Consider the following 13,429-nt stretch of genomic DNA (forward strand, 5'->3'; position numbering starts at 1 on the left):
ATGGCGTTCCGGACAGTTGTGCGGGCCGCACCGTCCCCGACAGGATGGCCACGATGGATCATGACGGACCATTCGAGGACGGGGAAGAACTCATGGAGTCGCAGCGCACGGTGGTGGTGTTCGGCGCGTACGGGCACACCGGACGGTTCGTGGTGGCGCAGTTGCAAGGCCGCGGGTTCGTCCCGGTCCTCTCCGGCCGCGACGCCGGCAAACTGGAGGCGCTGGCGGCATCCCACCCCGGCACGGACGTGCGTCCGGCGTCGGTCGACGACCCGGTCTCGCTCGACCGCGCACTGGCCGGCGCGGCGGCCGTGGTCAACTGTGCCGGGCCCTTCGCCACGACGGCGGCACCGGTGATCGAGGCGGCGCTGCGCGCCGGGATCCCGTACGTGGACGTGGCGGCCGAGATCGAGGCCAACGCCGACACGTTCACGCACTTCGGCGACCGCGCCCGCGCGGCGGGAGCGGTGATCGTCCCCGCGATGGCCTTCTACGGCGGCCTCGGCGATCTGCTGACCACCGCGGCCATGGGCGACTGGACGGCGGCCGACGAGGTGCACATCGCCTACGGGCTCAGCGGCTGGCACCCCACCGCCGGAACGCGCGCGGCGGGCGCGGTGTCCAGCCGGCGGCGGGACGGCCGACGCGTCCGGTACGCCAACGGGCGGCTGGAGTACCACCACGACGACCTGCCGACGCTGGAGTGGCCCTTCCCGCACCCCATGGGCCCCCGGACCGTCATCGGGGAGTTCACGATGGCGGACGCCGTCACCGTGCCCAGCCACCTGTCCGTCCCGGAGGTCCGCACCTACATGACGGTCGAGGCGGCCAGGGACCTGTCGGATCCGGACACCCCGGCGCCGGCCGCGACCGACGAGCTCGGGCGGTCCGAGCAGACCTTCCTCGTCGACGTCGTCGTGCGCTCCGGCGGCGGCGAACGGCGCGCCGTGGCCCGGGGCCGGGACATCTACGCCGTCACCGCGCCGCTCGTGGTGGAAGCGGTGGACCGCGTCCTCACGGGACGGACCAGGACGACCGGTGTCGCCTCCGCCGGCGCGATCTTCGACGCGCCCGACTTCCTCGGCGCCCTGTCCTCGCACCTGTCCCTGGAACTGCACCGGTGAGACGCCGGGTGACGCGCCGGAGCCCTGCCGGGGCCGTGCGGCCCCGGCAGGGTGAAGCGGTCCTCCGGGAGGCGCGGGTCAGCGGGTGAAGGTGACCCGGTGCTCCTTCAGAGCGCCGCAGTTGGAGCCGTACACCTGTACGTGCACGTTGTTGATGCTGCCGCCCCAGTCCACGCAGTGGCCCTTGCCGTAGACGTAGGTCGGTCCCGCGTACGACGTGTACCACCCGCCGTCCTGGTCACCCTTCTCGGTGTCGGGGACGTAGATCCACGCGGACATGTCCAGGGCGGTGCCGGGGTTGGTGCGGATGGTCGTGACGCAGTTGCGGCCGTTGGCCGGGTTGTACGTCAGGTAGACGGTGCCCAGGGAGCCGACGGCTGCCGAGTTCACGGTCTTGTAGCCGCTTCCGCAGACCTTCTGCGGTGTGGTGTTGGGCGCGGCCGAGGCCGGTGACGCCAGGGCGGTCGTGGCCCCCACCGACAGGGCGGCCAGCGCGGAGACGGTCAGGACGGAACGGATGAGTCTCATATTTCCCCCTTGCGACTCTTGGAGCTGTTGCTCCTGCTTGGTGTGACCCGCGGACCGGGCAAAGGGTTGTGCCGTGTCCGACGGCGAACACCGGCGCCCGGTCCCCGGGTGCGTGGCGGGAGATCCGTCAGCGGCGCCGCAGGGACGCGTCGAGCAGCGCGGGCGGGGTGTCGTGCTTCTCGTGTGCGGCCAGGCCGGTGCCCGGGGCGACGACGGGGTCGATCGCGTCCAGCACGTCGGCGGGGAGCACGTCGGCGGGGAGTACGGCCTCGCCGCCGTGCTGCACTCCGACGAGGCCGGTTTCGACGCCCTGCACGCCTACTTCCTCGACCGTCTCGTGCCGGTCCGCACCCCACTGCTCGAGGCCGCCGCGGCGGCCGGTGAGATCCGCTCCGACATCGACGCCCACGCACTCGTGCGCGGCGTCGGGAACCTGGGCATCGGCGCGGAGAACGACCCCCGCTACGACGCACGCCGGCTGGTCGCGCTCCTCATCGCGGGACCGCGGTCACCCGGGCACCACCTTCCCGGGCGGTGAGGGGCACAGGACACACCATGTCACACCTTTGACCGGCCTCCTGTCCTACGGGCGGGAAGGCGGCGCACGGTGACCACCGGAAGGAACCGGCCCGCCCCGCACCGCGGCGTGCTGTCAACCCTCCCCCGCCCGGCGGCGACCGTGCCGTCACGTCCGCCGGTGCGAGGGCACGGTGACGGGTCCTTCGGCGGCGGGGTGCCACCGAGGGGCGGCAGGACCGGTGCGCGGACGGATCGTCCGGCCGCCGGCCGCAGCGTCTTCGGCGGCGGAGGACCGTGGCCGCCCCTGGATCCGCCGCCGGCCTCGTGATCGCCGGCGCGCGGTGCCACCAGGGACGCTTCGGCCTCCGGCCCGGGTGGGGACGTGGACCTGATGGCCCACGGGAGGACCCGGTGGCCCCTGCCCCGAGTGCCGGTTCCCGGGTGACGCTGGCAGGGACGGAGAGGGTGTGATCCAAAGGTGGATGTCATGCTTGCGCCTGTTGTCGCCGGTGTCGACGGTTCCGCGGAGGGCCTGGCGGCCGCCGAGTGGGCGGCTCACGAAGCCGTGCGCCGCGGCCGGTCCCTGCGGCTGCTGCATGCGCGGAACCGGCACCCGCGCCGGGGCGAGGCGGAGGCCGCCCAGGCCGCCGGACGGCGTCTGGCGCGGCGTGTCCTGCGGGCGGCGGAGGAACGCGTCCTCGCCGTCTGCCCCGGGGTACGGGTGTACGACGAGCAGGTCGAGGGACCGGCGACCGCCGCCCTGGTGAGGGCGGTGGGCGGTGCCGAACCGCTGGTGCTGGGATCGCGCGGGCACAGCCGTGTCACCGGACTGCTCATGGGTTCGGTCGCACTCGAAGTCGTGGCGAAGGCCGCCGGTCCCGTCGTCCTCGTACGGGCCGGTACGGCGGGGGAGGAGGCCGCCGGCGCCGGCCGGCGGGACGTGCTCCTCGGCGTGGACGTCACGGAGCCGTGCGACGAGGTGATCGAGTTCGCCTTCGAGGCGGCCCGCCTGCGCCACGCGCGGGTGAGGGCCCTGCACGCCTGGCGTGCGCCCGACCCGCTCATTCCGGGTCCCGGTGAGGTCGGCCCGGTGAGCGATCCGGAGCGGGCCGAGGAATGGCTGCGCTTCCTCTCCGCCGTGCTCCGGGTGTGGCGTGACAAGTACCCCGACGTCGAGGTACTGGAGACGGTGGTGGCCGGCAAGCCCGCGAGTGCCCTGGTGAAGGCGGCGTCCGGTGCGGACCTGCTGGTCGTCGGACACCGGCTCACCGATCGTCCGAGGGTCCCGCGCACCGGCCCGGTGACCCACACCGTGATCCAGCGGGCCGGCTGCCCCGTGGCCGTCGTGCCCCACTACTGAGGCACGGCGGCGCCCCCGGACAGCCGGGTGGCGCCGCCACGAGGACCGCCCGCGCCGCGTGGCCGTCCGCCGGCTGCGCGGGCTGTGGAAGGGGAAGGAGGCGGGCCACCATGCCGAAGAACGTGCTGGTCGCCTGTGGGACAACGAATGGATCGACGGCGATGAGCCGCCGGGGCCGTCGCCGAAGTCCTGCGCGAGGAAGGGCTCACGGCCGAGGCATGTGCTGCCGGGTCCGTTCCGGGCGTCGCGCCGTACGACGCGGTCGTGGTCGGCGGCGGACTGTACGCCGGTCGCCGGCACAGGGACGCCCGCCGCTTCGTCCGCCGCCACGGCAAGGACCTGGCCGGACGTCCGCTGTGGCTCTTCAGCAGCGGACCGCTCGACGCCTCCGCGTCGCAGCGGGACATTCCGCCCGTGCCCTGGGTGGAGAAGGCGACGGCCCGGCTGGACGCCCAGGACCACATCACCTTCGGCGGCTGTCTGCGGGAGGGCGCGAGGGGCTGGGGCGCCGGGATGCTCCTCCGCAACGGGAAGGGCGGTGACTTCCGTGACTTCGGCCGGATCGAGGCATGGGCCGCGCGGATCGGTCATGAACGGACGAGCGGCTGACGGCGCAGGAGCGGGAAGTGACGGCAGGACTCGGGCAGGGGAGGGCCCGTCCCGGGGGGTGGCCACCGCGTCCCTCCGGCCGGACGCCGGGCCGGCGTGGCCGTGGCGCGGCGGAGCGCGGTGCCACCGGATCCGCGCGTACGTCGATCCGTGGCTCTACTGTCGACGCATGAGCGAAGACTCCCTGCGTTCCGTTGTCGTCGGGCGAACCGGCACGGGCCACTTCGTGGCCACCAACACCCGTGGCGGCACGATCCGGTTCGGTACCGCCTCCGACGGCGGCCCGAACACCGATTTCACCCCGGTCGAGCTGCTGCTCGCCGCGATCGGGGGCTGCACGGCCGCGGACGTCGACGTCGCCACCAGCCGCCACGCCGAGCCCGACGAGTTCTCGGTCACGGTGACGGGCGACAAGATCAGCGACGAGCTGGGCAACCGTATGACCGACCTCGTGGTCACCTTCCGCGTCGCCTTCCCGGACGGCGAGGGCGCCGAACGCGCCCGCGCGATCCTTCCCCGCGCGGTCGGAGCGTCCCACGACCGTCTCTGCACGGTCAGCCGCACCATCGAGACCGGCACGCCCGTCACCACGGCCATCGAGCATGCCTGACGGGCGCTTCCGCCCGTAGGAACGGTCCGTCGGCGCTCCTGCGGAGCCGGCGCGTCCGCGATCCGGAGGCGCGCGGGCCGGCCGGTCCCCTCGGTCACCGCCGCCGTCGGGGATCGTCCTGGACGACATGCGTCGACGAGGCGGGCGGACTCGATCCGTGCGCCCGCCGAAAGCCCGGCAACGGGCTTTCCGCCGCGGGACTTTGCCTTCTCTTTACAACCTGTGCCGCCGCTGTCCCGTCTCTCCGCACGATCCATGACCCAGCCCGCCGGGTCATCGTGCGGGCGGAGCGACGAAAGAGAGCGATCCATGCGCCGAACTGTCCTCAGTGCCGCGGCACTTGCCTGCACCGCCGTGCTGGCGAGCGCGGTGCCCGCGTTCGCCGACGGGCCGTCCCCGGTCCCCGCGACCACCGTGACCCCCCGCGAGTCGCCGGCCCCGGCCGACGCCACGGAGCCGAGCCCCGTACCGGCCGAGAGCGACGCACCGGACCGGTCGGCGGTCCCCGGCGGGGTCACCGTCGTACCGAGTGGTGCGCCCGACACCGGCGTCGCGCCCGCGTCCGCGGGGTCCGGAGCCGACGGCGCGCTGATCGGCGGGAGTGCCGCCGCGGTGCTCGCCGCCGGCGGCGCGGCGGTCGTCCTCGTACGCCGCAGGCGGGCGAGGACGGCATGACGCCGCTCTCCAGGCGTGCCTTCGCCACCGCGGCGACGGCCGCGTTCCTCGGGGGCTGCGGCGGCGGTCACCGGACCGGCCGGTCCACGGGCGAACACCCCGCGAGTACGGCACCGTCCGCGCGGCCCTCCGCGAAACCGGCGCGCGTCCTCGGGCGTTCGGCCCCGGTCGGACTGGAGATACCGGCCATCGGGGTCGACACCCCGGTCATCCGGCTGGGGCTGGCCCCGGACCGCACGGTCCAGGTGCCTCCGGTCACGGCCCATGACCGGGCGGGCTGGTACCGGCACTCGCCGGCGCCCGGCCAGACCGGCCCGTCGGTGATCCTCGGTCACGTCACGGTCGGCGCCCACGGGGACGGCGTCTTCCGTCACCTCGCACGCCTGCGCCGGGGGGACAGGATCGTGGCACGCCTGGAGAACGGTGCGGCGGCGGTGTTCGCCGTCGGCTCGGTCCGGACGGTCGCCAAGGCGGACTTCCCGACGGACGCGGTCTACGGTGACGTCGACCGTCCGGAGCTGCGTCTCATCACCTGCGGTGGACCCCGTACCGGCGACGAGTACCGCGACAACGTGATCGTGTTCGCCGTGCCGACCTCCACCGGCCCCTGATCCGCCGCCGCGTTCCCGGGCCGGTGGGCCGTGCGCCCGCGGCCCGGCAACGCGGCGGGTCCCACGACACCGGTACCGCCACGACCATGGAGAGCATTGAAACGGTCCCGTGAGCAGGCAGCGTCCGAGCTCTTCGCCGCCCTCTACCCGCGCCTCGCCGGCTGGTGCCGCCGCCTGGTCGACGACGACGAGACGGCCCACGAGATCGCCTCGGAGGCATTCACCCGGCTGTGGGCCCGCTGGACGTCGGTGGCCGAACCCCGGGGCTTCCTCTACGTCACCGCGGCCAACCTCGTCCGGGACCACTGGCGCACACTCGAACGCGAGCGCAAGGCCGTGCGCCGTGTCACCACCGAAACCGCCGTCCGCCCGCACACCGAACAGTCCGACCCGTCCGTACGTCTGCTCGTGCAGTCGCTGCCGGAACGGCTGCGCGTCCCGATCCTGCTGCACTATTACGCCGACATGCCGATCCGGGAGGTCTCCGCGGTGACCGGACGCAAGGAAGGAACCATCAAGGCCGACCTGCACGCGGCCCGGGAACTGCTCCGCGCCCACCTGAGGAGAAGCCTTGATCACACACTCTGACGAAGGTCCGGAGTTCGAACCCGACGACCCCCTCGCCGTCATCCTGCGGCCCGCCTCCGACCACCTCGGGCCGCCCCCCGGCCGATTCGAGGAGATCCGCCGCGGCGCGGCACGGCGCCGACTGGTCCGCACCGTCGCCGGGGCCGGACTGACGTGCGCCGTCGCAGCCCTCGTCGTGCTGCCGCTGCAGTCGTCGGCCCCCGACCGTCCGGTGTCCCCGACGGTCCCTCTCGCCCCGCCTCCCGTGAGCAGCCCTTCCGTCACGCCCGCTCCGTCGACGTCACCGGAGCCCGCCGAAGCCCACCCCACCCCGCAGGCCCCGGCCGACGGCCCCGAGACCCCGGTGAGCGAGGTCGCGCCCGCTCCCGGCCCGCGGTGAGTCCGTGCGGCCGGGCCGCGGTGCCCGCCGGGTGCCTGCCTGGTACCGGCAGCCCCGGGAAGACCGGACAACCGGCTGGTCGCGCCGCCGTTTCGCAGGCCGGGGCACGAGCGGGAAAGGAACGACCATGGGCAGGCACGCACTCGGCACCGGCGCCACCTCCGGAATCGGCAGGGCCTTCGCCGAACGCCTGGCCACCGACGGCCACGCCCTGGTGCCCGTGGGCCGCCGACAGGAACGGCTCGAAGAGTTCGCCGCCGCACACCCCGAGGCCGAGGTCACGACCGTGGCCGCCGACCTGTCGACGGACACGGGTGTACGCCACCGGGCAGGGGTGCCGGGCGTTGACCTGACGCGGCCTGACGGCGACGCCGCGCACACGTGGCGCGGGGCCGCACTCGGCCTGCTGGGCGGCGTCGGCGTACGCGCCCGCCCCGGCGAAGTCGTCCCTGTGCGGTTCCGGTGGACCTGATCGTGAAGTGCCGGTGAAAACCCTGTGGAAGCGGTGTCCGTGGGGTCGCTTATGCTGCACCGGATGATCACGCGGGACCAGGGGAGGACGCGGGATGTTCGGCAAGTTGTTCGGCAGGGATGCGGAGAGACCGGCGGCGGATCCGTACGCGCTTCCCGTCCCGCGCAGGAAGAACGGGATGTACACGCTGCGCGCGCTCGGGGACACGCGGGTGCTCGCCCTGGTGGAGGCGGCCGACGCGGGTGAGTGGGAGGCGGTCAAGGCGGCGCTGGCGCCCTTCGATCCCGGTCGCGACCACAAGGTCCTCGGTGAACTGGCCGTCCTGGACGGTGTGCAGGACTGGATCGGCCGGGCCGTCGAGGAGGACAAGGAGCACCGGGCGACGGCCCTGCTGATATCCGGTGCGCGCCACATCAGCTGGGGCTGGGAGGCGCGTACCGCCGCCCGCGCCGTGAACGTCACGCAGGAGCAGTGGCGGGTCTTCCACGAGCGGCTCCACATCGCCGAGGAACAGCTGCTGGAGGCCGCCGAGCTGAAGCCGGAGTGGGTCACGCCGTGGCGTCAGCTCCTCACCTCCGGTCGCGGCATGTCGCTGGGCGCCACCGTCAACGAGACCCGGTTCGACGCCGGCCTGCGCCGCGACCCGCTGGACCTGGAGATCCACATCGAGCGCCTGGCCCAGCTGCAGCCCCGTTGGGGCGGCGAGCCCGGCCAGGCCCTGGCGTTCGCCCGCGACGCGCTCGCCCGCGCCCCGCAGGGGCACAGCCTGGGCTGCGTGATCGCCATGGCGCACATCGAGGACTGGGTCGAGTCGGACCACGAGGACTGCCTCGAAACCCCTGAGATCCAGGCAGAGTTGCGGGAGGCGGCCGACCACAGCATCCTCCACCCCGCCTACGTGTGGCGCCCGGGCTGGCAGCACGACTTCAACATGTTCGCCATGGCCCTGTCGCTGGCCGGCGAGCGCCACACGGTCCGGCGCGTCTTCCGGACGCTCGACGGTGCCTGCACCAAGTGGCCCTGGACCTTCTTCGCGGACCCCGAGAAGGAGTTCGCCCGCCGCCAGCGCCGCGCCTGAGCGCACACCGCTCCCGGACCGCCCGCCACCCGTCGTCCCTCCCACCCCGGACTGCCCGATGACTCTGCCCGAAACAGCCGCGAACCCGGCCGGTGCCGACCGCACCTTCCAGGTGGACCTGCGCGGCCTCGTCGACCTCCTCTCCCACCACCTCTACTCCAGCCCCCGCGTCTACCTGCGCGAACTCCTGCAGAACGCGGTGGACGCGCTGACTGCCCGGCACGCCCTCGAACCGGCCGCCCCCGCCGGCACCTTCGGCATCCGCCTGTACGCCGACGGCACGGTGGTGCGCGTCGAGGACGACGGCGTCGGCCTCACCGAGGCCGACGTGCACACCTTCCTCGCCACGATCGGCCGCAGCAGCAAGCGCGCCGAGAAGATCGCCGAACAACGCGGCGACTTCATCGGCCAGTTCGGCATCGGCCTGCTCTCCTGCTTCCTGGTCGCGGACGAGATCCACGTCCTGAGCCGCTCCGCCCGCACCCCCGACGCGCCCGCCGTGGAGTGGCGGGGACGCGGCGACGGCAGCTACACCGTCCGCGTCCTGCCCGCCTCCGCCCGCCCCCGGCCCGGCACCACCGTCACGCTGACGCCCCGATCCGACGCGGGCGAGTGGACCCGGCCGGCACACGTGCACGCGCTGGCACGGCACTTCGGCTCCCTGCTGCGCCACCCGGTCACCTTCGGCGACGGCACGGACGGCCCGGACGCGTCCGTCAACCCCGAAGCCGCGCCCTGGGCACGCACGTACCCCACACCGGGAGCCCGCTCCCGTGCGCTGGCCGCGTACGGCGAGGAGGTCTTCGGATTCCGGCCGCTGGACACCATCGAGCTGGACCTGCCCGCCGTGGGCCTGAAGGGCATCGCGTGCGTGCTGCCCGAGACGGTGCCGGCCGGTCGCAGCCACGGCCACCGCGTGCACGTCAAGGGCATGCTCCTGTCCGAGCAGGCCGAGGAGATCCTGCCCGAGTGGGCGTTCTTCGTCCGCTGCGTCGTCGACGCCGAGAGCCTGCGCCCGACCGCGTCCCGCGAGTCCCTGTACGAGGACGACACCCTCGCCGCCGTCCGCGATGCCCTCGCCGAGCGGCTGCGTGCGTGGATCGCCCGGGCCGCCGCCAGCGACCCGGACCTGCTCGCCCGCTTCCTCCAGGCCCACCACCTGGCCGTGAAGTCGCTCGCCGTGCACGACGACGAGATCCTGCGGATGCTGCTGCCCTGGCTGCCGTTCGAGACCACCGACGGGCACACCACCCTCGACGAGTTCGCGCGCACCCACCGCACCGTGCTCGTGACCTCGAGCGTGGAGGAGTTCCGGCAGGTCGCGGCGATCGCCTCGGCCGCCGGGCTCGGCGTCGTCAACGGCGGCTACACCTACGACCGCGAACTGGTCCGCCGGCTGCCCGAGATCAGGGCCGAGGTCACCGTCGCCGACCTCGACCCGGCGACCCTCACGGCCCACCTCGACCCCGTCGACCGGGAGACGGAACTGGCCGCCGCGGCCTATCTCGCCCGGGCCCGCGACGCCCTCGCCGTCTTCGACTGCGACGTCGCGCTGCGCACCTTCCAGCCCGCCTCCGCCCCCGCCCTCCTCGTCGACAGCCGCGAGGCCCGGCACGAACGCACCCGCTCCCAGCTCGCCCGCGAGCAGGAGGGCGGCCTGTGGGGCGACATCCTCGGCGCCCTGCGCCAGGAGGCACCGCGGGCCCAGCTGATCCTCAACCAGCTCAACCCGCTGGTCCGCACCGCCGTCGCCATCGACGAGCCCGAGCTGGCCCGCACGAGCGCCGAAGCCCTCTACGGGCAGGCCGCGCTGCTGTCCCGGCGACCGCTCAAACCCGCCGAGTCGAGCCTCATCAACCGCTCCTTCCTCGACCTTCTCGCCCACGCCCTCCGCAAGGACAGCTGACGATGCCGACCGCACCCCTTCCCCAGAGCACGGACGAGCTGTACCAGGCGCTCCAGGAGAACCGCCGGCGCCCCTACGGCCGCCCCCGCACCGTCACCGCCGAGGAACTCGTCGACGCCGCCGAGCAGTTCGAGGAGGCCGTTCCGCTCGTCCGCGCGCTCCTGGAACTCCAGGAGGCGTACACCTACGGCTCCGAACCCCGGAAGTCGCCCGTCGTCTTCGCCCGCCTGCTCACCCTCTTCGACGAGCAGCCCGACGTCTTCGACGACCGCCTGCGCCACACGCTGTTCTGGCGGTTCAAGTGGGTGGCCAACGCCCTGCGCGCGCTGCCCGAGATCCCGCTGGCCGCCCTGCGCCAGTGGCTGACGGAGATGCGCGACCGGTACGAGAAGGCCGGGCTCGGCCTCCAGCCCTACTACGGACAGGCGTACCAGCTCGCCGCCCACACCGGCGAGGACACCACCCCCGCCTACGAGCTGTGGGCCGGCCGCACCCGCACCCGGCTCAGCGACTGCGAGGCCTGCGAGATCTGCGAGCGCGCCCTGTACCACCTGGCGGCGGGCGACGACGAGCGGGCGCTGCGGACCTGGGAGCCCGTCCTGGCCGGGAAGGAATCCTGCCAGGAGGAGCCGGCCCGCTCCTTCTCGTACGCGCTGCTGCCCCTGCTGCGGTCCGGCCGCACCGAGGAGGCACGCGAACTGCACCTCGCCGGCTACCGCGGCTGCCGCCGCAACCCCTCGATGTCCGGGGAGGTCGGGCGGCACCTGGAGTTCTGCGCGCTGACCGGCAACGAGGCACGCGGTCTGGAACTCCTCGCCGAGAACCGGAACCTGTTCGACGAGGTGGACTCGCCGCGGGAGCAGTTCGACTTCCTCACCGGCGTGGAGGTCCTCCTCCGGCGCGTCGAGCACCTCGGCCACGGCGAACTGCCCGCCGCCGGATTCACGGGCCGGACCTGGACGGTGACCGGCCTGCGCGCCGAGGTCCGGGAGCGCGCCGACGACCTCGCCGCCCGCTTCGACGCCCGCAACGGCACCACCGCCCACACCGACCGCCGCGGAGCCCGCCTCGACCGCGCCCCTCTCCTGGACGCACTGGAACTGACCCTGCGCACCCGCACCCTCGACGACGCGGCCCCGGCGGCCCCGGTCGCCGCGCCCACCACGCGGACGGCCCCCGCCGTCCCCGAGTCGCTGCCCGAACTCATCCTGCGGGCACGAAAACTGGACGAACAGGGGCACCCGGACGCGCGGGTCTGCTGGGCACGGCTGCGCACGCTCGTCGCCGCCCGCGACTACACCCACCCCGACGACCCGGCCGTGGGATCGCTCATCCACCTGCACGCGGACCTGCTGGCCGACGAGGCGGACCGGGCCCGCGAGAAGGACGAGTTCGCCGACGCCGCCGCCCTCCACGAGGAGGCCGCGGGCCTGTACGACGACGCCGGACAGCCGGGCCACGCGGCCCTCGCCCGTGCCTGCGCCCTGCTCGCCACCGCCGAGATTCCCGCGGAGGACGCCGACGGAACAGAGGCGAAGACCGCCGTGCTGACCGCCACCCACGCGTCCATGGTCCGCCTGCACGAGGAGACGCCCGGCCTCACCCCGCGCCAGGAGGCCCGCCTGCTGCGGCTGCGGGCCACCGCGCTCGGCATGCGCCTGCAGACGTCGGGAAGCCAGGAGCACATCGCGCCGGTCCTCGCCGAGGTGGACCTGCTGCACGCCTTCGCCACCCGGCACGACGTCGGCGCGCAGATCGCCGGGGCCCTGCTGCTGCGGGCCACCACGCACGCCATGTCCGGCGACCTGCCGGCCGCGCTCACCGGGACCGACGGCGCCCTCGACCGGCTCAGGGAGCACGGGCCGGCCTGGCACCTGCCCCGCGCCCTCGCCCTGCGCGGCCGGCTCCAGCTCGGCCTGCAGAACGCGCAGGCCGCGTACACGGACCTGGCCGAGGGACTGCGACTGGCCGCCGACTGGCCGGCCGGCACGGTCGACACCTCCCGCCTCCACAGTGATCTGGCCGGCGCCTGCCTGCACCTGGGCCGCCCCGACGAGGCGCTGCGGCACCTGACCCGCTCCGCGGAGCTGGACCTCCGTCACGGCAGCCGGTTCGACGCGTACTGCACCTACAGCAACGCGGCCCAGCTCAGCCTCGATCTCGGCCGCGTCGAGGACTGCATCGCCCTGCTCGACTCCGTGCTCGCCGAACCGGACGTCACCGCCGGGGAACCGGACGACCGGCTCATAGCCCAGCTGCGTCTGACCCGCGCCCGCGCGCTGCACGCGGGGGAGGACCTCAAGGCCGCCACGGCGGAGTTCGTCGCCCTCGCGGCCGAGTCGGCCGGCTGGGACGACGACCCGGGCAGCCACGCGATGATCGCCGCCGAGACGGCCGTACTCCTCGGTGAGTCCGGCGAGTTCGGGCAGGCCCGCAAGGCCGCGGACCAGGCCCTCGCCGCCCACGCCAGGGATCCGCGCCACGAGCAGCTCAGCAACTGCCTGCGCGAACTCGCCCGGCTCCAGGCGGAGCGGCAGGGCCCGGAGGGCCTGACCGACGCCCGCGCCTTCCTCGCCGACGCCGGCCGGATCGCCGACGAGGCCCGCGCCGCCGGGTACGAGGTGCACGGCCGCCCCCTGGACGTCGCCCTGGCCTACGAACACGGGCGGGTCAACGCGTACGCCGGTGAGTACGAGGACGCCCTGACCGCCCTGGAGAAGTCCCTCGCCCTGCTCGGCGAGCCGGGACAGGACCAGGAGCAGGCCGGCGAGTGGGCCGAGTGCGTCCGCCTCGCGGGCGCGGTGGAGGGCATCTACCTGGAACGCCCCGCCCCGGCCCGCACCCGCCTCGACGCCGCGGTCTCCCGTCTCACCGCACTGGGCCACACCGAGGCGGCCGAACCACTGGCCTCCCTGGCGGCCCGGCTGCGCGACGAGGAGTGACACGGCGGGCGCGCGCGGTCCGGGGTCT

At 74.1% G+C, this 13,429-nt stretch carries 12 protein-coding genes and 3 pseudogenes; 13 read left to right on the forward strand and 2 right to left on the reverse strand.

What is annotated here, in order from left to right:
* Positions 1-92 precede the first annotated feature (92 nt).
* On the forward strand, positions 93-1,124 hold the full coding sequence (locus tag ACFXAE_RS04275) for a saccharopine dehydrogenase family protein (protein ID WP_384707925.1): 1,032 nt from the start codon (positions 93-95) through the stop codon (positions 1,122-1,124).
* A gap of 78 nt (positions 1,125-1,202) precedes the next feature.
* On the opposite strand, the gene ACFXAE_RS04280 is transcribed toward ACFXAE_RS04275, so the two are convergent.
* Positions 1,203-1,652: a spore-associated protein gene (locus ACFXAE_RS04280; protein ID WP_384707695.1), complete on the reverse strand. Its 450-nt coding sequence runs from the start codon at positions 1,650-1,652 to the stop codon at positions 1,203-1,205.
* A gap of 127 nt (positions 1,653-1,779) precedes the next feature.
* A pseudogene (locus ACFXAE_RS04285) lies at positions 1,780-1,908 on the reverse strand (aldo/keto reductase); the annotation flags it as partial.
* A 3-nt stretch (positions 1,909-1,911) separates the two neighbouring features.
* Between ACFXAE_RS04285 and ACFXAE_RS04290 the strand changes: the two are divergent.
* From ACFXAE_RS04290 to ACFXAE_RS04345, 12 genes and pseudogenes are all read left to right on the forward strand, one after another.
* Positions 1,912-2,190: pseudogene (locus ACFXAE_RS04290) on the forward strand (TetR family transcriptional regulator); the annotation flags it as partial.
* A 468-nt stretch (positions 2,191-2,658) separates the two neighbouring features.
* The gene (locus tag ACFXAE_RS04295; RefSeq protein WP_384707698.1) at positions 2,659-3,531 is read left to right on the forward strand and encodes a universal stress protein; all 873 of its coding nucleotides are present in this window, start codon (positions 2,659-2,661) and stop codon (positions 3,529-3,531) included.
* Between the two features lie 110 nt (positions 3,532-3,641).
* Positions 3,642-4,140, forward strand: a pseudogene (locus ACFXAE_RS04300) (flavodoxin domain-containing protein).
* Between the two features lie 169 nt (positions 4,141-4,309).
* A complete protein-coding gene (locus ACFXAE_RS04305; protein WP_384707701.1) occupies positions 4,310-4,750 on the forward strand; it encodes an OsmC family protein in 441 nt (146 codons plus the stop codon).
* 309 nt (positions 4,751-5,059) lie between these two features.
* The gene (locus ACFXAE_RS04310) at positions 5,060-5,425 is read left to right on the forward strand and encodes a sortase-dependent protein (protein WP_384707704.1); all 366 of its coding nucleotides are present in this window, start codon (positions 5,060-5,062) and stop codon (positions 5,423-5,425) included.
* Entirely contained in the window at positions 5,422-6,036 is a 615-nt protein-coding gene (locus ACFXAE_RS04315) for a class F sortase (protein ID WP_384707707.1), read from the forward strand. Before ACFXAE_RS04310 ends, ACFXAE_RS04315 begins: the two co-directional genes overlap by 4 nt.
* A gap of 96 nt (positions 6,037-6,132) precedes the next feature.
* Positions 6,133-6,624, forward strand: coding sequence for an RNA polymerase sigma factor (locus ACFXAE_RS04320; RefSeq protein ID WP_384707710.1), 492 nt, complete (start codon positions 6,133-6,135; stop codon positions 6,622-6,624).
* On the forward strand, positions 6,608-7,003 hold the full coding sequence (locus ACFXAE_RS04325; protein WP_384707713.1) for a hypothetical protein: 396 nt from the start codon (positions 6,608-6,610) through the stop codon (positions 7,001-7,003). The genes ACFXAE_RS04320 and ACFXAE_RS04325 overlap by 17 nt, the downstream gene beginning before the upstream one ends.
* A gap of 127 nt (positions 7,004-7,130) precedes the next feature.
* Entirely contained in the window at positions 7,131-7,475 is a 345-nt protein-coding gene (locus tag ACFXAE_RS04330) for an SDR family NAD(P)-dependent oxidoreductase (protein ID WP_384707716.1), read from the forward strand.
* Between the two features lie 94 nt (positions 7,476-7,569).
* Entirely contained in the window at positions 7,570-8,553 is a 984-nt protein-coding gene (locus ACFXAE_RS04335) for a hypothetical protein (protein ID WP_384707719.1), read from the forward strand.
* Between the two features lie 58 nt (positions 8,554-8,611).
* Positions 8,612-10,459: an HSP90 family protein gene (locus ACFXAE_RS04340; protein ID WP_384707721.1), complete on the forward strand. Its 1,848-nt coding sequence runs from the start codon at positions 8,612-8,614 to the stop codon at positions 10,457-10,459.
* A gap of 2 nt (positions 10,460-10,461) precedes the next feature.
* On the forward strand, positions 10,462-13,401 hold the full coding sequence (locus ACFXAE_RS04345) for a hypothetical protein (RefSeq protein WP_384707724.1): 2,940 nt from the start codon (positions 10,462-10,464) through the stop codon (positions 13,399-13,401).
* The last annotated feature ends 28 nt before the right edge of the window (positions 13,402-13,429 follow it).

The sequence above is a fragment of the Streptomyces sp. NPDC059454 genome (assembly GCF_042749965.1).
Taxonomy (GTDB): Bacteria; Actinomycetota; Actinomycetes; order Streptomycetales; family Streptomycetaceae; genus Streptomyces.

What these genes read in the sequence shown, in the direction of transcription:
- ACFXAE_RS04275 (WP_384707925.1), top strand. Translation starts at nt 93, where the DNA reads ATGGAGTCGCAGCGCACGGTGGTGGTGTTCGGCGCGTACGGGCACACC.
- ACFXAE_RS04280 (WP_384707695.1), bottom strand. Translation starts at nt 1,652, where the DNA reads ATGAGACTCATCCGTTCCGTCCTGACCGTCTCCGCGCTGGCCGCCCTG.
- ACFXAE_RS04295 (WP_384707698.1), top strand. Translation starts at nt 2,659, where the DNA reads ATGCTTGCGCCTGTTGTCGCCGGTGTCGACGGTTCCGCGGAGGGCCTG.
- ACFXAE_RS04305 (WP_384707701.1), top strand. Translation starts at nt 4,310, where the DNA reads ATGAGCGAAGACTCCCTGCGTTCCGTTGTCGTCGGGCGAACCGGCACG.
- ACFXAE_RS04310 (WP_384707704.1), top strand. Translation starts at nt 5,060, where the DNA reads ATGCGCCGAACTGTCCTCAGTGCCGCGGCACTTGCCTGCACCGCCGTG.
- ACFXAE_RS04315 (WP_384707707.1), top strand. Translation starts at nt 5,422, where the DNA reads ATGACGCCGCTCTCCAGGCGTGCCTTCGCCACCGCGGCGACGGCCGCG.
- ACFXAE_RS04330 (WP_384707716.1), top strand. Translation starts at nt 7,131, where the DNA reads ATGGGCAGGCACGCACTCGGCACCGGCGCCACCTCCGGAATCGGCAGG.
- ACFXAE_RS04335 (WP_384707719.1), top strand. Translation starts at nt 7,570, where the DNA reads ATGTTCGGCAAGTTGTTCGGCAGGGATGCGGAGAGACCGGCGGCGGAT.
- ACFXAE_RS04340 (WP_384707721.1), top strand. Translation starts at nt 8,612, where the DNA reads ATGACTCTGCCCGAAACAGCCGCGAACCCGGCCGGTGCCGACCGCACC.
- ACFXAE_RS04345 (WP_384707724.1), top strand. Translation starts at nt 10,462, where the DNA reads ATGCCGACCGCACCCCTTCCCCAGAGCACGGACGAGCTGTACCAGGCG.